Raw genomic sequence first — 20346 nt, 5'->3', positions numbered from 1 at the left:
TGCTCTCAGGCGGTTGCGGTATCGGGCTCGAAGCGCTTTTGTAGATAGGCCTTGATGGCGTCGGACTCGTACATCCACTCGGTCCCGCCGTTTTCCTCGATGGCAAGACACGGCACCTTGACGCGGCCACCGCCGGCCTTCAATGCCTGCCGGGCAGCATCGTCGTGCTGGGTGTCGCGCAGTTCGATCGGCAGTGCCAGCCGATGCATCTCGTGGCGTACCTTCACGCAGAAGGGGCAGGTGCGAAACTGATACAGCGTCAGCGACTGGCAGGCGCGGTCAACTTCCGTCTGCGCCCTTTGGGTGCGCGTGACCGGTTCGGGCCGACCGAAGCGGTCGCGGGCGATCATGACAGGCGCCAGCACCAGGCGAACGCCCTTGAAGAAATAACGAACCAGTATTTTCATGACGACACCGTGGGGAAGTAAAACGAAAGGACAGCGCCCATGATATCAGCCCCGGGCGCCGCGGTTGACCCCCGGGGTGTTACTGGATCATTTGTAAAAGCGTCCAGGGCGCCTCGCAGGCATGTTTTTGCTCGCGTTTGGGATCATGATCGCCCAGCGCCAGCTCCCGATCATTGTCGTAGGCGACAAACAGCCGCTCGTGATCCAGCACGGCCAGCCCTTCGGCCTTGTGGGTGAATACCAGCGGTGCCCCGGTTTCGTTTTCCACCAGCGCGGGTGCCCTGCCGCGTGCAAGATCGGCCATGTCGATAACCCAGAGATAGCCACCGATACTGTCGATGCCGCCCTGCTCGTTTTCAAAGCTGGTCATCAGATAAAGCCGGTGGTTATACGGGTCATATTCAAGGCTCGACAGGCCACAGAGGTGCTCAACGGCCTCGAATTGACCGGGATCAAAGGCGTAGTGCTCGCGCATCTCGTCGAGAAACACCAGCTGCCCCTGTTCGTTGATCCGGTAATGGGCGCCGACCACGCGGCAGACATAGTTGAAGTCATCAAAATGCTGCCCCTGTTCCCGCACGCCAAACAGCAGCAGACCATCGCCTTTTTCACTCGGAATGGCCGCCAGGCCTTCTATCTTGTAATAGGGCATGCCGATAGCGGCCGTCAGCCGCTGGCGCAGTTCCAGTGAACCTTCCACACCGTCACGCGGGTCCGGGTCAACGACCTGCACCCGGTCCGGGTCGCCCAGCGGCCAGATCAGCAGATGGTTATAGTCATTGAGTGAGTGATCCTCGGGGTGGATGCGATCAAAACCGGTGGTGGCCAGTACATGGCGACCATCCACGGTCAGCGCAAAATCCTCGTATTTGATCGCCTGGCGGATCAGTGGCTGGGTATAGTAAGCCAGCGTATCTTCCTGCGGATGGCCCTGATCATCGATATCGACGGCAAAGACCGAGGAACGTTCGGCGCCGGGAATCGGCTTGTCGCTGCCAAGAATTAATCTCTGACCGTCGTACACCACAGCGGAGACTTCGGCATGAACCATCTGTTGCCGGTCATCGGCCAGTCCGGCCGGGAAACAGTGCAGTGTGCCGTGATGAATGGAATGTGCGCGCATGGCAGACCTCCTTTGGACAATGGATGACGCTGATTTGACGCCGCCATTCGTTCGATACAATCTTTCAGCGCCCCGACAGCCGCTCATGGATCAACGTGAACGTGCCGCCATTCGGGCTCAAACGCTTGCTCTGGAGTCAGGTTCTTGAATGTATTGAGCATTACTGCCCCGATCTTCATGCTGATCGCTCTCGGATACGCCGCCGTCATGTGGGGCGTGGTCTCAAAAGAGCATATTCAGGGGCTGGGACGTCTGGTAGTCAATTTTGCTCTGCCGGCGCTGATCATCCGCGCCCTGAGCGAGAATGCCCTGGCCGATGTGTTCGATGCCCACTATCTGCTGGCCTACGGGCTGGGATCGCTGCTGACATTTCTGGCGGGGCTTTTTCTGGTGTATCGCGTGCAGCGCCAGCGTCTGGATTACGCCGCTATCAACGCCATGGGCATGGCCACCGCCAATAGCGGTTTTATCGGCTATCCGATTGCGGTGATGGTCATCGGCCCGACGGCGGGCGTGGCACTGGCACTGTGCATGCTGATCGAGAACATGGTGATGATCCCGCTGGCGCTGGCGCTGGCCGAAGCGGGCAGTCAGCAGGGCATCTCACTACGAAAAACGGTCGTCACGACGGCCAAAAGGCTTTCGCGCAACCCGATCATTATCGCCATTGTCAGCGGTGCCCTGATCTCGCTGTCCGGCCTTTCGATACCCGCACCGTTTTACAAGGCGCTGGATATGCTTGCCGACGCCTCGGCGCCGGTGGCGCTGTTTGTTATCGGCGGGACGCTTTACGGGTTGAAGGTCCAGGGCATGTATCGCGATATCGGTCAGATCACGCTGGCCAAACTGGTCTGTCATCCCCTGCTGGTGCTGCTGTGCTTTCAGGTCTTTCCCATCGACAACACCGAGCTGATGACGGGCGCGCTGCTGATCGCCAGCGCCCCCATGCTGAGCGTCTACCCCATCTTCGGCCTGCGCTTTTCGATGGACAGGCTCTGTGCGGCGGCGCTGCTGGCCGCCACGGTCCTCTCGTTTATCACTATCAGCACGACCATCTGGATGATTCACCAGAGCGGCGGCTGATCAGCACTCGGCAAGGGCCTTCAATAGCGTTTCGCGACGGTTTTCGTCCATGAAGGCGGCTTCGATGGCGTTACGGGCCAGTCCCCGGAAGGCATCCTCATCCCAGCCAAAGGCGTCCTGGCAGGCCAGGAAATTATTGAGCATGCCGCCGCCGAAATAGGCCGGATCATCGGAGTTGAGCGTCACGCACAGTCCCTGATCCAGAAGCGCTGGCAGAGTGTGGTCTTCAAGACGATCAAAGACCTTGAGATAGACGTTGGACAGCGGGCAGACCGTCAGCGGAATCTGTTCGTTGGCAAGCCGTGCCACCAGCGCCTCGTCTTCAAGACAGCGCACGCCGTGATCGATACGACACACATCGAGGGCATCCAGCGCGCCGCTGATATAGGCCGCCGGGCCTTCTTCGCCGGCGTGGGCAAGTCTTGCAATGCCCAGCGCACGAGCCTGCTCGAACACGGCAGTAAACTTCTCCGGCGGGTTGCCAAGCTCGGCGCTGTCCAGACCGATGGCATCAATCTGGTCATACCAGGGGGCGGCCTGCTCCAGCACGTCCATGGCCTCTTCGGCGCTGCGGTCGCGCAAGAAGCTCATGATCAGGGCCGTGGACATGCCAAAGCGGCGGCCGGCTTCTTCGCGCGCCTGCCCCAGACCGGCGAACAGGGTGCGCATCGCCACGCCGCGGGACAGATGCGGCTGCGGGTCAAAGGAGAGCTCAACGTGAACCACGCCGTCCTGGTGGGCCCGTTCAAAGTAGGCCATTGCCAGATCAAAGAAATCCTGCTCGGTGTGCAGGACGTTCATGCCCTGATAGTAGAGATCGAGAAAGGATTGCAGGTTGGTAAAATTATAGGCCGCGCGGACCTCTTCAATGGAGCCATAGGGGAGCGCAACATCGTTTCTGGCGGCCAGCTCGAACATGAGCTCGGGTTCCAGCGTGCCCTCGATATGCAGGTGCAGTTCCGCCTTGGGCAGCGTTTGTAGCCAGTCTTTCATGAGCACTTCCTCACAGTCCTGCGGTCAATCAACGCCAGAGGTCGATCGATTCATCAAATAATACGACCGGGGTCGTTTCGCCACGGCAGGATAAACCAGCGGGGGCGTAGTGTCGCCCGCTCGGGCGTTACGAAAAGGGGCTGCCATGACAGACAGCCCCCGAAACATCATTATACGACGTAAACGCCGTATGACCGCCGTGATCAGCTGCGGCTGGTCACTTCCAGCAGATGATAGCCAAACTGGGTCTTGACGGGACCGTGCACCTTGTTGAGATCACCGGTGAAAACGACCTCATCGAATTCACGCACCATCTGACCGCGGCCGAAGGTACCCAGATCGCCGCCCTGACTGCCGCTGGGGCACTTCGAGTGCTCGCGGGCCACGTCGGCAAAGTCTTTGCCCTGCTCGATTTCACTTTTGAGTGCTTCACACTCGGCTTCGCTGTTGACGAGAATATGACGTGCGCTTGCCTGGGCCATGATGGGCTCCTTGAATTAAAACCGCGATTGTACGCCGGGAGCGAGGCAGGCCATAGCGCTGCTGGCGCCCTGAACATGCCAAACCGGTCCAGAAAACAGAAAGGGCCGCTAAAAAGCGGCCCTTCATTAACCCTTGACGGTGCAAGCGTTACTTCTTGTTGACAGCGTCCTTGACGTCGCCCTTGGCGCTTTCGGCATGCCCTTTCGACTGCTGGGCCTTGCCTTCTGCTTCAGTGCCGGGCTTGTCGGTTGCCTTGCCTACGGCTTCCTTGACCTTGCCCTTTGCCTTGTCGAGTGCGCCTTCAGCCTTGTCGGACTTGGAATCTGTAGCCATGACAGTTACCTCCCTGTAGAAAATATGACACCTGCCTTTCAAGGGCAGCGTCTGCGCATTCAGGATGCGCATGACTCAGTGTAGACGTTTATAGCGCATTGCCAATGTCATCGCTGTATCGGCACAAAAGATGCGATCAGCGCTGATCAGGCCTTGCCGTTATCGTCGGATTTGGCCTTGCGCTCGCCCTTGGCCAGATCCTTTTCACCCTTTTCGATCTGATCCTTGTCGCCGGTCGCCTTGCCGGTTTCCTTCTGGATCTTGCCGCCAAGCTTGTCGATCATGCCTTCAGCCTTGCCACCTTTTGACTCTGACATGCCAACCTCCTGTTCTGCATGATGGTCCGACATGTACCGATGCTGTCTGACTCGTGTGTCGGTACCTTTTTACAGCATAGCTACTACCTGCCAGCCGTCAGCCATCATTTTGTGAACGATTGTGAATAACGTTTTCATCACAGGTTATCGTTCTTGATAACGGTATATCAGCCAAACTGCTGGCGCAGCCAGGCCGTGATATCGGCAGATTCATACATCCAGTGCGTTTCGCCGGTCTCCTGGGTAATTCGAAGACAGGGCACCATGGCGCGCCCGCCCCCCTCGATCAGCTCCTGGCGGGCTGCCGGGTCCTCGCGTGTATTGCGCAGCTCGATATTGAGCGACAGCCGCTCGATTTCATGCAGCACACGGCGGCAAAAGGGGCAGCTCTCGAACTCGTAAAGGGCCAGGGAGCGACACTGCTGGTCCACTTCTGCCTGTGCCTGAGGCGTTCGAGACGTCTGGTCGAGATCGTCGTGCATCGAAGAATTCTCCTTTTTGAGGTTGCGCGCCATCTTCAGGGCGTGGACTCCTCGATGTCCACGATGCCCGAGCGGCTCATGTTGATTTTCCAGCGCTGGACGGTCGTTTTCTGGGAGCCGCGGATACCGCGCGCCACCAGGTTGAGCTGATAGCGCCGCTCGACCACCTCACGATCCACGTCATCATCGTTGAGCTGATAGACATGATGATGGCTGTCCTCGAGCAGATTCGCGATCATGGAAAGATCGAGCATCATGATCTCGCGGGTCTCTTCATAGCCGCTGAGAAACCGGGTCGGTAGCATTTTCGAGCGGCTTCGGTACTGCAAAATGACCTCTTCGCGCTGGGTCACGCCCCCGCCCCGGGTGGCGCGGATGTCGTCATCGAGTCTTTTAAAACGGACATAGTCAAGCCACTCGCGCTGCTGACCGACCATCTCACGGCTGTGTACATCAAAGTACTGGCGCATCCATTTGGGTCGCCCCCTTCGCAGCCAGCGCCACAGCGTATTGCGCAGATCCTCCTTGAAAACCTCACGCATGGCGTACAAAAGCGCCAGTATCAACACAAAGCGCAGGGTCAGATCGCCCACCAGGTTGCGCGCCTCGAGCATCATGACCGAAATCACCAGCATCACCAGCCCGGTTGCCAGTGCCTTGACGCCGCGCTCCTCCCAGGCCCCCAGCTCGCGTGTTTTCTGCTTGAGCGTGACGGGATACTCGATCAGACGCCGTAGCAGACGCATCTTGTTGGAAATGCGCGACGGGCTCTGGGCGGCGCGGCTCGAGTTGTACTGATGCTCACTGCGGTAACGGCTTTCAAACCGGCAGATTTCCAGCAGCGACGCACGTGCCGGCGCTTGTGACGCATCAGGTTCGGGCAGCCCGGCCACCAGCTTCAAAAGGCGCTGCTCGGTGATCCAGGACATGTAGTTGTCGATGTTGATGAAGTATTTGAGCTGGCTGTCATCCCCGGGGCGATTGCGTCGCATGCGCCTGGGCACGCTGCTTGCAAGCTCTATCACCTCTTCCAGCGCCTCCACGCTTACCTGGTCGCGATCGCCTTCCAGCGGTGCGATCAAACGCTCAAGCGCGACCACATACTGATAGGCATAGAGACTCAGGCTCAGGCGATAACGCTCGGGCGACTGGCGGTCTCGGCGCGCCAGACGGCTATGGGCCAGCGGCAGGTGACGCTGATTGCTGTAATAGGTGCGCTTGAGGTGGATGGCGTTGTGATAAAAGCTCCCCTCGGAGACGACATTGCGATGAAGATCGATCTCTGCGGGCACAAACAGATAAAGATCCAGCCCGTGCTCGGTGGCCTCCCTGAGCACCCGCGAGATCTTGATGTTGAAACCTTCCCTGCGCTCTACACTGACCAAGAACGTGACCCTTGAAGCATGACGCGGCGGAGACACCGCCATTTGTGACGCATGTAACTTTCATGCGTTGCGACCTGGTTTTCGTCTCAATAATGGCATTATTGCCACTACACTGGGAGACGCCACCCACAGGGTATTTCATTTATACGCCAGGCACCCGAAGGCATTAAGCGCCTGTCTGAATCGTTCAACCGGGGTAATCAAACCATGCAGGACACCACCGACAAGCCTCACGGCAAGAACCGGGGACACGACTCCGGTTCGCCGCTTGCCATGCCGGGGCGCGGCTGGAAGGACACGCTTTTTCGCGTCAAACGCCAGGTGGAAGCCAATCACGCCACCCTGATCGCGGCCAGCATCGCCTTTTATGCCTTTTTGGGAATCTTCCCGGCCATCGCCGCCTTCATTTCGATCTGGGGTCTGGCCTTTGATCCCCAGCAGGTGCAGGGTCAGATCGAAATGCTCAGCAGCGTGCTCCCCGAAGACGCCGCCAGCATCATTCGACAGCAGGCCCTGTCGGTGAACAGCAGTGCCGGTACCGGCATGAGCATTACGGCCGTAGCGGGTCTTGCTTTCACGGTCTACAGCGCCTCAAAGGGCATGCGCGGGCTGATGGCCGGGCTCAACATCATCTATGGCGAAAAGGAAGAGCGGGGCCTGATCAAGCTCACTTTGATGACCTGGTTTCTGACCGGGGCCATGATGGTGATGACCATTCTGACACTGGGCACCATTGCCGTACTGCCGCCCCTGATTGCATGGCTGCCCTTTGGCGAGACCCTGACGGCGCTTTTGACCTATATCCGCTGGCCGATTCTGCTGCTACTGGTCATCAGCGCCATCACCATTCTCTACCGCTACGGACCTGACCGGGCCCCTTCCCGCGTGGGCTGGCTCAGTGTCGGCTCTATTACAGCCACGCTGCTCTGGGCGCTGGGTTCGATCGGCTTTTCCATTTACGTACGCAATTTCGGCAACTATAACCAGACCTACGGCACCATCGGCGCGGTCATGGTACTGCTGCTGTGGTTCTGGCTGTCGGCCTTTATCGTGCTGCTCGGTGCGGCGCTTAACTGCGAACTCGAGCGCCAGACCAAAAAGGACACGACCACCGGCAAACCACGGCCAATGGGCAAGCGCGGCGCCTGGGCGGCCGACACCGTGGCACGCGACGACAAGGATATCGGCCAGAACGCCTTTACCGATGCCAGCAGCGTGGAAAGCGACAATCGCAGCGACCGTACCGACTAGCCCCCTTGAACCTTTCCCCTGCCCGAGCCGGAGACAGGCAGGGCAGCGTTTCAAGAGCGTGTGAATGGACACACCGCAATGATTCAACAGGGAGCGTTTTCATGAGCGAACACTACCGTCAGCGCCAGCGTGTGAAATGGAAATGGGGCGATAACTGGACCGAAGGCAAGGTCACCCGCAAATACACCGACAGGGTGACCCGGCGCATCAAGGGCAGCGACGTGACCCGCAACGCCACCGAGGATGAGCCGGCCTACATGATCAAGCAGGATGACGGCGATCGCGTGCTCAAGCTGCACAAGGAACTGCGCAAGGCCTGAGCCTTGCCAGAAAAGACGATACATTATCAGGGTCAGGGAGCACCCCATGAGTGACGACAGGGAAGCCATCTACCAGGATTTCAGGGAAAGCGTCAATATGGCGCCCAAAGAGCTTGAAGAGTGGCTTGAAAGCGACGAGTCAAAATCGGTGGGTGACAGCAGCGAGGGCGAATCCACCGGCCATCAGTCCGGCCGACGCATCGTCGAGATCAAGAGAAAGCGCAAGGCCGAGCTTGATGACGATGACTACAGCCACATGAAAAAGGTCAACCAGTACGTGGCCCGCCATCTCAAGCAGCCGCCGCAAAAAGAGGATAAAAAGACCTCGCGCTGGCGCTACTCGCTGATGAACTGGGGGCATGACCCGCTCAAATCATCGTAACGACTGAACCGAAACTGACCACCCATCAAAGCGCTGCGCAGGTCTGCCCTGCCGGTGCCATGATTTTTACAACCCCATGACAAAGGATGTCCCCATGCTTAAACGTTCCCTTCTCGCCGGCGCGATCATGATGAGCGCGGCGGCTATCGCCCAGGCCGATGACCAGCCCGCCACTCAGGGGCTCTACTCTGCTGACAAACTGATGGATGCTCAGGTACACCTTCAAAACGATCAGGAGAGCATCGGCGAAGTTGAAGACCTGCTGTTTGGCGATGACATGAGTCTGCAGGCCATCGTGATCGAAGCCGATGACGCAGGCTCTGCAACGCAGGACCATGGCTACGTCATCCAGCGCGGTGACTTTACGGTAGAGACCAGCAACAATACCGACCTGGACGAGCTCGAGTACCGCGTCACCGTCAATCTTGATCGCAACGCGCTCGAACAGCAGCCCACATGGAGTAACGACTGGTGGCAAGACGCGCGCCAGCAGGCGTCGCAGACATGGGAGAAAACCAGTGACGCCGCCGGCAGTGCCTGGGAAGACACCCGGCAGGCCACCTCCAACCTGCTGCAGCGCGCCGGTGACGCCCTGCAGAACTAACGGCCACGGCTAGCTTCCGAAACTGCGCGCCGGGTCGCCTGAAACACCGGGACAATGCCCGTCATGGTGCTCGCACCAGGCGGGCATACTGCTGCCTCGATCAGGCGTCAGGGTATCGCCGCCGATCAGAACAAACAGGGCCAGCAGAATGACCAGCAGGAAAATGGCAATTTCGCCAAGGGGATAGTGTCGATAATGTTGCATGGCGACCTCCCGTCTCATGGACCGGAAACAGCCACCAACGGGTGACAATACAGGGCGGCTGCCTCTGTCTATATAAGCCTACCCCTATATTAAAGAAGTTTTAACACTTGATCGCGATGCACGTTTTGTCGCACATGGCGTAGCGTTACTACGCCATGTGCGCCGTTTGGAAACTACCTGAGCACTGCGTCTCCGGGCTTGAGGACAACGGCCCCCAGCGGTGGCAAATTCAGCGACAGCGTAAACGGATGGCCGTGGCTTTCGCGCGCCTCACCTTCGCATCCACCATCGTTGCCGGTGCCCGTGCCGCCATAGACCCGCGCGTTGCTATTGAAACACTCCTGCCAGTACCCCGCCGTGGGCACGCCGACGCCATAACCCGACAGCTCATTTGGCGTGAGATTGATCACCACCAGTACGGGCTGACCGTCACGGCTCCATCGCAGCCATGCCAGCACGCTGTTTTGTGCATCATCACCGATCACCCATTCAAAGCCTTCGGGCACGCAGTCCTGTTCGTGCAGCGCCGGTTCCAGCGTATAAAGCGCGTTGAGATCGCGCACCAGATCCGAGATGCCCTGATGCTGACTGTCGGCCAGCAAAAACCAGTCCAGCTCGCGGTCATGACTCCATTCACGAAACTGTGCCAGCTCACAGCCCATGAACAGCAGCTTCTTGCCGGGGTGGGTCCACATCAGCGACAGGCACGCCCGTAGATTGGCAAACTGCTGCCAGCGATCGCCGGGCATCTTGTTGATCAACGACCCCTTGCCGTGCACCACCTCGTCATGGGAGATCGGCAGCATGAAGCGCTCGGAGAAGGCATACACCAGCGAAAAGGTCAGCTCGCCGTGATGGTAGCTGCGATATAGCGGGTCCTCGCTCATATAGGTGAGCGTGTCGTGCATCCAGCCCATGTTCCACTTGTAGTTGAACCCGAGACCGCCTTCCGACACGGGTCGGCTTACACCGGGCCAGGCCGTGGACTCTTCAGCGATCATGATGGCGCCGGGCGCTTCCTCGCCGACCACCTCGTTGAGGTGGGTCAGAAAATCGATCGCTTCCAGGTTTTCCTGACCGCCGTGGCGGTTGGGAATCCACTCGCCTTCCTGACGCGAGTAGTTGCGGTAGAGCATCGAGGCCACCGCATCCACGCGCAGGGCGTCGATATGGAAGTGCTTGAGCCAGTAAAGGGCCGAGGCCAGCATGAAGCCGTGTACCTCGTGCCGCCCCAGGTTGTAGATGTAGGTGTTCCAGTCCTGGTGGAACCCTTCACGGGGGTCCTGGTACTCATACAGCGCCGTGCCGTCAAAGCGGGCCAGACCGTGCGGGTCGGTCGGAAAGTGCGCCGGCACCCAGTCGAGGATGACGCCGACGCCCGCCTGGTGACAGGCATCCACAAAGGCGGCGAACTCCTGTGGCTTGCCGAATCGGCCGCTGGGCGCGAACTGTGACAGCGGCTGATAGCCCCAGGAGCCGCCAAAGGGGTGCTCCATGATCGGCAGCAGCTCGATATGAGTAAAGCCCATCTCCTGCACATAGGGAATCAGCCACTGCGCCAGATCGTTCCAGCTATACAGCTCCCCCTCGTCGCCACCGTGGCGTCGCCACGAAGCGGCGTGTACTTCATAGACCGAGATGGGGGCATCCGAGCTGTGGCGCCCGGCCCGGTCCGCCATCCACTGTTGATCCTGCCAGTCGTGCGCCAGCGGCGCGGCCACGACCGAGCCGGTCTGGGGCGGTGACTGGGTCGCCCGCGCCACCGGGTCGGCCTTGAGCGGCAACAGGCCATCCTGTCCCAGGATTTCGTACTTGTAGACGCTGCCTTCGGCCAGACCGGGGATAAAGATCTCCCACACGCCGGTCGGCTGGCGCAGACGCATCGGATAGCGACGCCCGTCCCAGCCGCAGAACTCGCCGACGACCGACACGCGCCGGGCATTGGGCGCCCAGACGGCAAAACGCACACCTTCTACGCCATCCACCGTCATCATCTGCGCCCCGAGACAGGTGCCCAGTTCACGATGGTTGCCCTCGCCGATCAGGTAGAGATCAAGCTCCCCCAGCAGCGGCCCAAAGGCATAGGGGTCCTCGACGATCTCTTCTCCGTGCGGCCAGCGAATACGCAACCGATAGGGCGTGAGCCGATCCAGGCGGCCGATAAAAAGATCCGGCACCTGACCCGGCTGCAGCCGGGTCAGAACGCGATCGCTGTCACGCTCGAGCAGCTCCACACCAATGGCGCGCGGCAAAAAGACCCGCACGACCATGGCATGATCCACCTCGTGTGGCCCCAGCACGGCAAAGGGATCGCCATGAGTGCCCTCCACCAGCGCCTGTGCAGCGTCAGGATGCAGGGTCGTACTGTCGTCTGACGCGCCGAGAACGTTCTGTTTATTGCGAGTCGTCATGGTGACCCTCCCCTGATTGGGACATGTCATTGCCCGAGCGAGTGTTCAGTTCGTCAAAGAGTGCAACCAGACCCCGCATGGGAACACTCAGCCAGGCCGGTCGATTGGCGGCCTCGTAGGCAATCTCATAGGCGGCCTTTTCCAGCGTGAACAGCGACAGCGCCGCACTGGCGCCATCCTCGAACTGCCACTGATGCCCGACCTGATGCGTGGCCTGGCGATAGGCCAGCAAAAATGACTGGGTGACCCGGTGGCGATAGTCGACGATCACTTCCTGGCTGACCGCCTCATGATCATGGGCCACATCAGTGCGATGAGCGTTATCCAGTGCCATGGCCGAGGCATAGTCAAAGGAGCGCACCACGCCGGCCACATCGCGCAGAGGGCTGCTCTTCATGCGACGCTCGGCAAGTGGTCGGGCAGGCTCGCCTTCAAAGTCGATGATGTAGGCATCGTCATGCGATACCAGGATTTGCCCGAGGTGCAGATCCCCATGCGTGCGCGTGCAGAGGCTGCCCTGGGCGTGATGGGCAAACGAATCCGCCATCTCTGAAAGCGCCTCGCGGCGCTCAAGCAGCCAGTCAGCCAGCCGCTGATCTTCTTCGCTGGCGCTACTCTTGTGGCTTTCAAGGACCTCCATGGCCTGACCAATCTGGGCGCGCACGCCATCGGCCCATTCACGCGTTCGGGCCTCATCGGCGATCTCGGGGGCGAAATCGGCCTCCGGCGTGTCCATGGCCAGCAGGGTATGCATTTCACCCAGGCGCTGCCCCAGCAGCCCGGCAAAGCCGGTGATGGTGGCCAGCGGGTCGTAGACATCATGCTGGTCGGCCTGCACCATTTCGCTGACGTCGCGAATGGCCCGCTCGAGCGTATTGAGCGTCCACTCCCAGGCATCTCCCTGGTTGTCGATATAGCCCTGCAGCACCATCAGAACATGTGGCACGCCCTGATCATCGATGCGGGTCACTTCGCCCAGCATGGGCGCAATGTGGGTAAAGCCACGCTCGGTGAGATACCGTCCCATCTCCGCTTCGGGATGGATGCCGCTTTCGATGCGACGAATCAGCTTGAGCACCATCCGGTCATCGATGATCACGGAGCTGTTGGACTGCTCGGCGCTGAGATAGCGCATCTCGGCTTCATGCGGTGTCATCTCCATCTCGCCCAGCAGCGAGGTGGATCTGAAATGCAGCGCGCCGGGGTTGGAAGCATCGGCCTCCGTTTCCACCGCGTTGCGGGTCAAATCCAGCACCATGCCCATACGCAGCGCCTGTACTACCGCCATGGGAAAGCCCGGCATCGCGAAGGCATCGGTCAGCAGCCCGACTTCACGCCCGCGACGAATGCGCGCCATGGCCAGCTGCTGGGGCAACAGCGTGCCTTCGTCTTCACCGATCAGCCCCATGGGCAGCACATAACGCTCGGGAGACGAGGGCTCTGCACTTGCCTGGCGGGTGTGCACCTCGATCTCCCCGAGCAGGATCGTGGGCGAGCTTGAGGCGCGCTCATCGACGGCAGCGCTGTCCAGACCCACCGCCCAGGCCAGCCTGACCTGCTCGATGGTGCTGTTCTTGGCGGCAAACCAGCGCCTGCGCGGCAGATACTGCACCAGGCTCTCGTTTTCAAGCGAGCGACGTGCCCGCCCGCTGCCGATCTCGTCCAGGCGCTGCTTGACCACCAGGGTCAAAAGCTCCGGCATCATCTCCTGGGCCGGCGTATGCCAGTTCGGCATGGTGGTTTCCGGCGCCAGCAGGAACCAGTAAAAGCCGTAGGGCGGCAGGGTCAGCAGATAGCTGAGCTGCCCGATGGGCGGAAAGGTGCTGCCGCCAAGCATTTCCACCGGCACATGGCCTTCCCAGCTCGACAGATCCAGCTCCACCGCCTGCGCCGAGCGCGACACGTTGGCCACACAGAGGATGGTGTCCACCTGGCCGGTGTCTTCATGGGTGTATTCGCGGATGTAGGCCAGAATGCGCCGGTTGGAGGGATACAAAAGCTTCATCACGCCGCGGCCGAAGGCCTTTTGCTGGCTGCGCACGGCCAGCATGCGCCGCATCCAGTTGAGCAGCGAGTGCGGGTCGCGGGTCTGCGCCTCGACATTGATGGTCTGAAAGCCATACAGCGCGTCCATGATCGGCGGCAGCACCATGCTGGCCGGATCGGCGCGCGAGAAGCCGCCGTTGCGGTCCATGCTCCACTGCATGGGGGTACGCACGCCGTCACGATCGCCCAGGTGGATGTTGTCCCCCATGCCGATCTCGTCGCCGTAATAGACCGTGGGCGTACCTGGCATCGACAGCAACAGGCTGTTGAGCAGTTCGATGCGGCGACGGTCGCGCTCCAGCAGCGGCGCCAGCCGGCGTCGAATGCCCAGATTGATGCGCGCGCGACGATCGGAGGCGTAATGGTTCCAGAGATAGTCACGCTCGCGGTCGGTCACCATTTCAAGCGTCAGCTCGTCATGGTTACGCAGGAACACGGCCCACTGACAGTTTTCGGGAATCTCCGGCGTCTGTCGCAGGATATCGGTGATCGGGAAGCGATCCTCCTGAGCCAGCGACATGTACATACGCGGCATCAGCGGGAAGTGAAACGCCATGTGGCACTCATCGCCCTCACCGAAATAGGGGCGCGTGTCCTCGGGCCACTGATTGGCCTCGGCCAGCAGCATGCGATCCGGGAAATGCTCGTCGATCACCGCCCGGATGCGCTTGAGCACCTCATGGGTCTCGGGCAGGTTCTCGTTGTTGGTGCCTTCACGCTCGACCAGATAGGGAATGGCGTCCAGGCGCAGGCCATCCACGCCCATCTCCAGCCAGTAGTGCATGACCTTCATCACCTCGTCGAAGACGACGGGGTTATCGAAGTTCAGATCGGGCTGGTGAGAGTAGAAGCGGTGCCAGAAGTACTGACCGGCCACCGGGTCCCAGGTCCAGTTGGAGGTCTCGGTGTCCAGAAAGATGATGCGGGTGTCGCTGTAATGGGTGTCGCTGTCCGACCAGACGTAAAACTCGCGCTCGGGAGAGCCCTTGGGCGCATGCCGGGCGCGCTGAAACCAGGGATGCTGATCGGAGGTGTGGTTGATGACCAGCTCGGTGATCACGCGCAGCCCGCGGTCGTGCGCCTCCTTGATAAACTGCTGCGCCTGCTCAAGCGTGCCGTAATCGGGGCTGACCGCGCAGTACTCGGAGATATCGTAACCGTCATCGCGGCGCGGTGACGGGTAGAACGGCAGTATCCAGATGGTATTGACGCCCAGGCCCGCGATGTAATCAAGTCGCTCGATCAGCCCCTGAAAATCGCCGATACCGTCGTTATTGGCGTCAAAGAAGGATTTAACGTGCACCTGATAGATGACCGCATCCTTGTACCACAGCGGATCATTGATAAAGGCGGGTTCGCCCTCGCCGGCCGTCATGGCCTGCTGGGACGAGCCGGATACATTGTTGGCATTCATCATGAGAGATTTTCCTCTTCGCCCCGACCCGTAGTCGCGGGCGATCATGTTGCGTCCTGCCTGAAGAAAGAAGCGACACCGACTTCCCGCGTTGACTCCGGGAGTACCGATCGACGGTGGTCGCTTCACCCCATCTCCCGATGGCTTACTGCGCCGGGCGAAGGCGCCATATGCCAAACGGCATCTGCGGTGTCAGGTGCGTGCTTTGCCACTTGCCATGCCAGGTCCATCGGTGACCGGTCATCAGATCCTCACCGTGTACATCGGCGTGATCTTCCAGACCAAACTCCCAAAGCGGCAGCTCGAAATTACCGGACTGCTCATGGAAGGGGTCAAGACTGACGGCGATGAGCACCACATTGCTCATGTCCGGCGTCGACTTGATGAAATAAATGATGCGCTCGTTGTCGATGACGCCAAACCGGATGCCCAGATGGGTCTGCAGCGCCGGATTGTGACGCCGAATCCAGTTCAGTCGGGCGATCTCGGCGCTGATATTGCCGGGGGCGAAGTAGTCACGCGTTCTGAGCTGATACTTTTCGGAATCGAGATACTCCTCCTTGCCCGGTACCGGTGCTGCCTCGCACAGCTCAAAGCCCGAGTACATGCCCCAGAGCCCCGACCCCATGGTGGCCAGTGCCGCCCGGATCAGAAAGCCCGGCCGCCCCGAGCCCTGCAAAAAGGTCGGGTTGATGTCCGGGGTATTGACGAAAAAGTTGGGCCGATAGCATTCGCGCAGTGGCGATTCGTTGAGCTGGGTCAGATACTCGGTCAGCTCAGGCTTTGTATTGCGCCAAGTGAAGTAGGTATAGCTCATGGTAAAGCCGACCTTGCCCAGTCGCGCCATGATGGCCGGGCGAGTAAAGGCTTCGGCAAAGAAGATGACGTCCGGGTCGCGTGAGCGGATATCAGCGATCAGCCACTCCCAGAAAGGAAAGGGCTTGGTATGCGGGTTGTCCACACGAAAGATCTTCACGCCTTCGCTGACCCAGCCCTGTACCACATCACGCAGCGCCAGCCAGAGAGCCGGGACGGCGTCTTCGGCGTAGAAATCGACGTTGACGATGTCTTCATATTTCTTGGGCGGATTTTCGGCGTAGCGGATCGTGCCGTCCGGACGCCAGGCAAACCAGCCCGGATGCTCGGCAAGCCAGGGGTGATCCGGCGAGCATTGAATGGCGAAATCCAGTGCGATTTCGAGATCATGCTCGCGAGCGGTCGCCACCAGAGCGCGAAAGTCCTCGAGCGTGCCAAGCTGTGGATGGATGGCCTCGTGACCGCCGTGCTCGTTGCCGATGGCATAGGGGCTGCCCGGATCATCGGGGCCGGGGGTCAACGTGTTGTTGGGTCCCTTGCGATGGCTGTGGCCGATGGGATGAATGGGCGGGAAATAGAGCACGTCAAAGCCCATGTCACGAATCATCGGCAGTCGGGCGTGCACATCGTTGAACGTGCCGTGCCGGTCGGGCTCCGGGCTTTCCGAACGGGGGAAAAGCTCATACCAGCTGGCAAACGCTGCCAGCTCGCGATCGACCTCCAGCGGCATGGCTGCACTGGCGCTTAAATGACGCTGCGGATCACACGCCTGCATGAGCGTCAGGGTATCGCGCGAAAGCAACAGCGCGACCTGCTCGCTTTCATCGCTGGCCCCCTTCAATCCAGCCATCAGCGACTCAAGCTGCCCGGCCTGCTCACTGCCGGGGGCGGCACGCTCGAGCGCCCGAGCCACATGGTCATGGCCTTCGCGCAGCTCCAGCGCAATCGGGATGCCGGCGGCGTGCTTTTTACTCAACTCGTAGTGATAGGTACCGTAAAGGTCCCACCAGGCTTCGATCACGAACTCGTGGGCGCCGGTCGCGGTGGGCGTCAAGCTGCCTTCCCACAGATCGTTGCCCAGCGGCTTGACCAGCGTCAGCGTCTCGCTGTGCCACTCATCTGCAGATGCTGCAGCTTCTTGCGCCTTTCCCTGCGTGCAGCGCCAGCGTACGCGCGCAGCAAGTACGTCGTGACCGTCGGCAAAGATGACCGCGGTCACGTTGACCGGTTGACCGACGATGGCCTTGGCGGCAAAACGGCCCTGCTCGACGCCTGGGCCAATGTTTTCGATGGCGATGCGGTCGGCGGCGGTGGCCTGCATGACCGGTGCATCCTGTTGCACATCGTTTCGGGATGTATTGCGTTGCACCATAGACATTGCTGCTCGCTCCTTTCCCTGGGCGCAGCCCCTGGTTCGTGATCGACACGGACCGGGCTATCGGCAATCCGCCGATGGCGCGTGGCCATCGGCGGCATGGTTTGACTAGGCGTTGCGGCCTGAACCGCTGTCGTCACGGACCAGTTCCAGCAGCACCATCGAGCGGCTTTCGACCTCATAGGTACTGCCGAAATCGTAGTGTTCACCTTCCCGGCTGGCAGGTGCGGCCGTATTGAGCCGGAATACCCAGTGTTTACCGGAAGACACTTCCGGCAGCGTCCAGGTGATCGGCTCATGGTGGGCATTGACGATCATCAACAACGTACTGTGCGAACCGGCCCGACGAATGCCGGTCGGCTGGGCACGACCGTCGAGCAGCACCCCGATGGAACGAGAATGTTCCGACTCCCAGTTGCCGACATCCATCTCTTCGGCGTCCGGCGTCAGCCAGGTCACGTCACGCACTTCCAGCTCATCGTTCCAGTCGCCGGTCAAAAAGCGGCTGCGATGCAGCATCGGGTAGCGCCGGCGCAGGGCAATGATGTGACGAGTGAAGTTCAGCAGATCGCGCCCTTCGTCGGAAAACTCCCAGTTGACCCAGCCGATCTCGCTGTCCTGACAGTAGGCGTTGTTGTTGCCGCCCTGGGTGCGTCCGAACTCGTCACCGGCCAGCAGCATCGGCGTGCCCTGGGAGAACATCAGGGTGGCGAGCATGTTGCGTATCTGACGCATGCGCAGCTCGCGGATTTCCGGATCGTCGGTCTCGCCTTCTACCCCATGGTTCCAGGAGTAGTTGTCGTCGCTACCGTCGTTGTTGTCCTCGCCGTTGGCCTCGTTATGCTTGTCGTTGTAGGTCACCAGATCGCGCAGCGTGAACCCGTCGTGCGCCGTGATGAAGTTGACCGACGAGTACGGCTTGCGGCCGCGATGATTAAAGAGATCCGCCGAGCCGGTCAAACGCGTGGCGAACTCGGCCAGCTGCCCCTCATCGCCTTTCCAGAAGGCACGCATATTGTCGCGGAACTTGTCGTTCCACTCCGCCCAGCCCGGCGGGAAGCCGCCGACCTGATAGCCACCGGGGCCGCAGTCCCAGGGTTCGGCGATCAGCTTGCACTGCGACAAAAGCGGGTCCTGGCGACAGGAATCAAGGAAACCGCCGCCCTCGTCAAAGCCATGCGGCTCGCGCCCGAGAATGGTGGCCAGATCGAAGCGGAACCCGTCGACCCGCATCTCGTCGGCCCAGTAGCGCAGCGAGTCGGTCACCATCTGCAGCACGCGCGGGTGAGACAGATTGACCGTGTTGCCGGTGCCGGTATCGTTGATGTAGTAGCGCTTCTCGTCCGGCATCAGGCGGTAGTAGCTGAAGTTGTCGATGCCCTTCCAGGACAGCGTTGGCCCCATCTCGTTGCCTTCGGCGGTGTGGTTGTAGACCACATCCAGAATGACCTCGATGCCGACCGCGTGGCAGCAGGCCACCATCTGCTTGAACTCGCTGATGGTGTTGGTCGCCATGTAGGCCGGGTGCGGGGCAAAAAACGACAGGGTGTTGTAACCCCAGTAGTTGTGCAGCCCCTTTTCCTGGAGATGACGGTCATCGGCAAAGGCGTGGATCGGCATCAGCTCCAGCGAACTCACGCCCAGATTGCGCAGGTGATCGAGTACGGCCGGGTCGCTGAGGCCTGTAAAGGTGCCCCGTATCGACTCATTGACCTTCGGATTCATCATGGTCAGCCCGCGAACGTGGGCCTCATAGAAGATGGTGCGATCCCAGGGTACATGAATCTCGCGCGAACGTCCCCAGGTAAAGGCGGGATCAATGACGCGGCACTTGGGAATAAACGGCGCGCTGTCGCGCTCGTCAAAGCTCAGGTCACCGTCTTCATGACCGATGGTGTAGCCATACAGGGCGTCGTCCCACTGAAGCTCGCCGACCAGCTGACGCGCGCACGGATCGATCAACAGCTTGTTGTGATTGAAGCGATGGCCGTTTTCCGGCTCGTAGGGGCCGTGAACCCGGTAGCCGTAAAGCTGGCCCGGGCGGGCGTCAGGCAGATAACCGTGCCAGACCTCATCGGTGAACTCGGGCAGCTCAATACGCTCGAGCTCTTCTTCACCATCGTCACTGAAAAGGCACAGCTCAACTTTGGTGGCGTGCGCCGAAAAGAGGGCAAAGTTGACCCCCAGTCCATCCCAGTTGGCGCCCAGCGGATAGGGCAGACCTTCACGAACCCTGCTGCGCTGCTGTCCGGCGGCCGAACTGATCGGCGCCTCACGCCCACCCGAGGTAATGCCGGGCGTTGGTGCGCCGGGATGAATTGGTGTTGTCGTCATACATTACTCCGGAAAGGAAAATACAAAAACGCAGGCCGTGCCGGGGGCACGACTACTGGCTCGAACTGTCATCGTTGCTGCTGCGCTTGCGTTTCGCCGCGGGCTCCGTGCCGGTCGCGCCCTTCTTTTTGGCGGCCGTTGTCTTGCGAGTCGCCGTCGATTTGCCGGCAGTCGTTTTGGCGGCTGCGGTTTTGTCATCGGTGGTGCTGCGCCGTTTGGCCGTGCTGGCACGTTTGGCGGGCGCCTTTTTGGCGGCCGGTTCGGCGGCGGCGTCATCCATTGAGGGCGTAGCGGCCGGCGCGGCCGGCTCGGCGGCCTTTGCGCTGCGCGCGGCCGGTCGGGGCTGAGCGTCCTGGGGCACATCGGTAATACGCTCGGCGGCCACCATGCGACAGGCCATTTGCCAGTGACGCTCGGCCTGGCCGTCGGGGCACTCCTCGGCTTCCCAGATCCGATAGGCCAGCAAGCGAATACGAAGCTGATCGTCTGCCATATGATCCTTTCTCCTTCATGGGTCATGCCCCTGATGCCCGGCAGACCCGTATTGTCTGAAAGGCCCCGACCATAGCGCGGGGCCTGTTGC

General features: G+C 60.5%; 19 protein-coding genes. 5 read left to right on the top strand and 14 right to left on the bottom strand.

What is annotated here, in order from left to right:
• Window positions 1-5 precede the first annotated feature (5 nt).
• Both ACS92L_RS00835 and ACS92L_RS00830 read right to left on the bottom strand, forming a co-directional pair.
• Window positions 6-407 (bottom strand): glutaredoxin family protein, encoded by a 402-nt coding sequence (locus ACS92L_RS00835; protein ID WP_438766397.1) that lies wholly within the window; start codon window positions 405-407, stop codon window positions 6-8.
• A gap of 79 nt (window positions 408-486) precedes the next feature.
• Window positions 487-1530: a hypothetical protein gene (locus ACS92L_RS00830; RefSeq protein WP_438766396.1), complete on the bottom strand. Its 1044-nt coding sequence runs from the start codon at window positions 1528-1530 to the stop codon at window positions 487-489.
• 144 nt (window positions 1531-1674) lie between these two features.
• Between ACS92L_RS00830 and ACS92L_RS00825 the strand changes: the two genes are divergently transcribed.
• Window positions 1675-2613, top strand: a complete 939-nt coding sequence (locus ACS92L_RS00825; RefSeq protein ID WP_438766395.1) for an AEC family transporter — start codon at window positions 1675-1677, stop codon at window positions 2611-2613.
• Here ACS92L_RS00825 and ACS92L_RS00820 read toward each other — a convergent pair whose 3' ends face one another.
• From ACS92L_RS00820 to ACS92L_RS00795, 6 genes are all read right to left on the bottom strand, one after another.
• Complete coding sequence (locus tag ACS92L_RS00820; protein ID WP_438766394.1) at window positions 2614-3606, bottom strand: adenosine deaminase; 993 nt, start codon at window positions 3604-3606, stop codon at window positions 2614-2616. It lies immediately after the preceding gene.
• 203 nt (window positions 3607-3809) lie between these two features.
• A complete protein-coding gene (locus tag ACS92L_RS00815; protein ID WP_438766393.1) occupies window positions 3810-4088 on the bottom strand; it encodes a peptidylprolyl isomerase in 279 nt (92 codons plus the stop codon).
• A gap of 148 nt (window positions 4089-4236) precedes the next feature.
• Complete coding sequence (locus tag ACS92L_RS00810; protein WP_438766392.1) at window positions 4237-4422, bottom strand: CsbD family protein; 186 nt, start codon at window positions 4420-4422, stop codon at window positions 4237-4239.
• A 146-nt stretch (window positions 4423-4568) separates the two neighbouring features.
• Window positions 4569-4739 carry a hypothetical protein gene (locus ACS92L_RS00805; protein WP_438766390.1) on the bottom strand — a complete coding sequence of 57 codons (171 nt, stop codon included), beginning with the start codon at window positions 4737-4739 and terminating at the stop codon, window positions 4569-4571.
• Between the two features lie 167 nt (window positions 4740-4906).
• Window positions 4907-5221 (bottom strand): glutaredoxin family protein, encoded by a 315-nt coding sequence (locus ACS92L_RS00800; RefSeq protein WP_438766389.1) that lies wholly within the window; start codon window positions 5219-5221, stop codon window positions 4907-4909.
• A gap of 35 nt (window positions 5222-5256) precedes the next feature.
• Window positions 5257-6606, bottom strand: coding sequence for a hypothetical protein (locus ACS92L_RS00795; protein WP_438766388.1), 1350 nt, complete (start codon window positions 6604-6606; stop codon window positions 5257-5259).
• Between the two features lie 207 nt (window positions 6607-6813).
• Between ACS92L_RS00795 and ACS92L_RS00790 the strand changes: the two genes are divergently transcribed.
• From ACS92L_RS00790 to ACS92L_RS00775, 4 genes are all read left to right on the top strand, one after another.
• Entirely contained in the window at window positions 6814-7857 is a 1044-nt protein-coding gene (locus ACS92L_RS00790) for a YihY/virulence factor BrkB family protein (RefSeq protein ID WP_438766386.1), read from the top strand.
• A 101-nt stretch (window positions 7858-7958) separates the two neighbouring features.
• Window positions 7959-8177: a DUF2945 domain-containing protein gene (locus ACS92L_RS00785; RefSeq protein ID WP_438766385.1), complete on the top strand. Its 219-nt coding sequence runs from the start codon at window positions 7959-7961 to the stop codon at window positions 8175-8177.
• Between the two features lie 46 nt (window positions 8178-8223).
• Window positions 8224-8559, top strand: coding sequence for a DUF3140 domain-containing protein (locus tag ACS92L_RS00780; protein ID WP_438766384.1), 336 nt, complete (start codon window positions 8224-8226; stop codon window positions 8557-8559).
• A 94-nt stretch (window positions 8560-8653) separates the two neighbouring features.
• Window positions 8654-9163, top strand: coding sequence for a PRC-barrel domain containing protein (locus ACS92L_RS00775; RefSeq protein WP_438766383.1), 510 nt, complete (start codon window positions 8654-8656; stop codon window positions 9161-9163).
• Window positions 9164-9172: 9 nt separating this feature from the next.
• Here ACS92L_RS00775 and ACS92L_RS00770 read toward each other — a convergent pair whose 3' ends face one another.
• From ACS92L_RS00770 to ACS92L_RS00745, 6 genes are all read right to left on the bottom strand, one after another.
• Window positions 9173-9367, bottom strand: coding sequence for a hypothetical protein (locus ACS92L_RS00770; protein ID WP_438766382.1), 195 nt, complete (start codon window positions 9365-9367; stop codon window positions 9173-9175).
• A gap of 173 nt (window positions 9368-9540) precedes the next feature.
• Window positions 9541-11778, bottom strand: coding sequence for a 1,4-alpha-glucan branching protein GlgB (gene glgB, locus ACS92L_RS00765; protein WP_438766381.1), 2238 nt, complete (start codon window positions 11776-11778; stop codon window positions 9541-9543).
• Entirely contained in the window at window positions 11762-15241 is a 3480-nt protein-coding gene (gene treS / locus ACS92L_RS00760; RefSeq protein WP_438766380.1) for a maltose alpha-D-glucosyltransferase, read from the bottom strand. The genes glgB and treS overlap by 17 nt, the downstream gene beginning before the upstream one ends.
• 142 nt (window positions 15242-15383) lie before the next feature.
• Window positions 15384-17432 carry an alpha-1,4-glucan--maltose-1-phosphate maltosyltransferase gene (locus tag ACS92L_RS00755; protein ID WP_438766378.1) on the bottom strand — a complete coding sequence of 683 codons (2049 nt, stop codon included), beginning with the start codon at window positions 17430-17432 and terminating at the stop codon, window positions 15384-15386.
• A gap of 105 nt (window positions 17433-17537) precedes the next feature.
• Window positions 17538-19763 carry a glycogen debranching protein GlgX gene (glgX, locus tag ACS92L_RS00750; protein WP_438766377.1) on the bottom strand — a complete coding sequence of 742 codons (2226 nt, stop codon included), beginning with the start codon at window positions 19761-19763 and terminating at the stop codon, window positions 17538-17540.
• Between the two features lie 52 nt (window positions 19764-19815).
• Complete coding sequence (locus ACS92L_RS00745) at window positions 19816-20256, bottom strand: DUF2934 domain-containing protein (RefSeq protein WP_438766375.1); 441 nt, start codon at window positions 20254-20256, stop codon at window positions 19816-19818.
• Between the last annotated feature and the right edge of the window lie 90 nt (window positions 20257-20346).

Source organism: Kushneria halocnemicola (assembly GCF_965650455.1).
In the GTDB taxonomy this organism is placed as follows: Bacteria; Pseudomonadota; Gammaproteobacteria; order Pseudomonadales; family Halomonadaceae; genus Kushneria.
The sequence above is the reverse complement of the archived record's forward strand: the minus strand, read 5'-3'. Positions and strand labels throughout refer to the sequence as shown.

Bases quoted from the DNA above. Each gene is read 5' to 3' on its own strand.
- ACS92L_RS00800 (WP_438766389.1), bottom strand. From the start codon at position 5,221: ATGCACGACGATCTCGACCAGACGTCTCGAACGCCTCAGGCACAGGCA.
- treS (WP_438766380.1), bottom strand. From the start codon at position 15,241: ATGATGAATGCCAACAATGTATCCGGCTCGTCCCAGCAGGCCATGACG.
- glgB (WP_438766381.1), bottom strand. From the start codon at position 11,778: ATGACGACTCGCAATAAACAGAACGTTCTCGGCGCGTCAGACGACAGT.
- ACS92L_RS00835 (WP_438766397.1), bottom strand. From the start codon at position 407: ATGAAAATACTGGTTCGTTATTTCTTCAAGGGCGTTCGCCTGGTGCTG.
- ACS92L_RS00790 (WP_438766386.1), top strand. From the start codon at position 6,814: ATGCAGGACACCACCGACAAGCCTCACGGCAAGAACCGGGGACACGAC.
- ACS92L_RS00745 (WP_438766375.1), bottom strand. From the start codon at position 20,256: ATGGCAGACGATCAGCTTCGTATTCGCTTGCTGGCCTATCGGATCTGG.
- ACS92L_RS00755 (WP_438766378.1), bottom strand. From the start codon at position 17,432: ATGTCTATGGTGCAACGCAATACATCCCGAAACGATGTGCAACAGGAT.
- ACS92L_RS00775 (WP_438766383.1), top strand. From the start codon at position 8,654: ATGCTTAAACGTTCCCTTCTCGCCGGCGCGATCATGATGAGCGCGGCG.
- ACS92L_RS00770 (WP_438766382.1), bottom strand. From the start codon at position 9,367: ATGCAACATTATCGACACTATCCCCTTGGCGAAATTGCCATTTTCCTG.
- glgX (WP_438766377.1), bottom strand. From the start codon at position 19,763: ATGACGACAACACCAATTCATCCCGGCGCACCAACGCCCGGCATTACC.
- ACS92L_RS00810 (WP_438766392.1), bottom strand. From the start codon at position 4,422: ATGGCTACAGATTCCAAGTCCGACAAGGCTGAAGGCGCACTCGACAAG.
- ACS92L_RS00780 (WP_438766384.1), top strand. From the start codon at position 8,224: ATGAGTGACGACAGGGAAGCCATCTACCAGGATTTCAGGGAAAGCGTC.
- ACS92L_RS00785 (WP_438766385.1), top strand. From the start codon at position 7,959: ATGAGCGAACACTACCGTCAGCGCCAGCGTGTGAAATGGAAATGGGGC.
- ACS92L_RS00830 (WP_438766396.1), bottom strand. From the start codon at position 1,530: ATGCGCGCACATTCCATTCATCACGGCACACTGCACTGTTTCCCGGCC.
- ACS92L_RS00815 (WP_438766393.1), bottom strand. From the start codon at position 4,088: ATGGCCCAGGCAAGCGCACGTCATATTCTCGTCAACAGCGAAGCCGAG.
- ACS92L_RS00820 (WP_438766394.1), bottom strand. From the start codon at position 3,606: ATGAAAGACTGGCTACAAACGCTGCCCAAGGCGGAACTGCACCTGCAT.
- ACS92L_RS00805 (WP_438766390.1), bottom strand. From the start codon at position 4,739: ATGTCAGAGTCAAAAGGTGGCAAGGCTGAAGGCATGATCGACAAGCTT.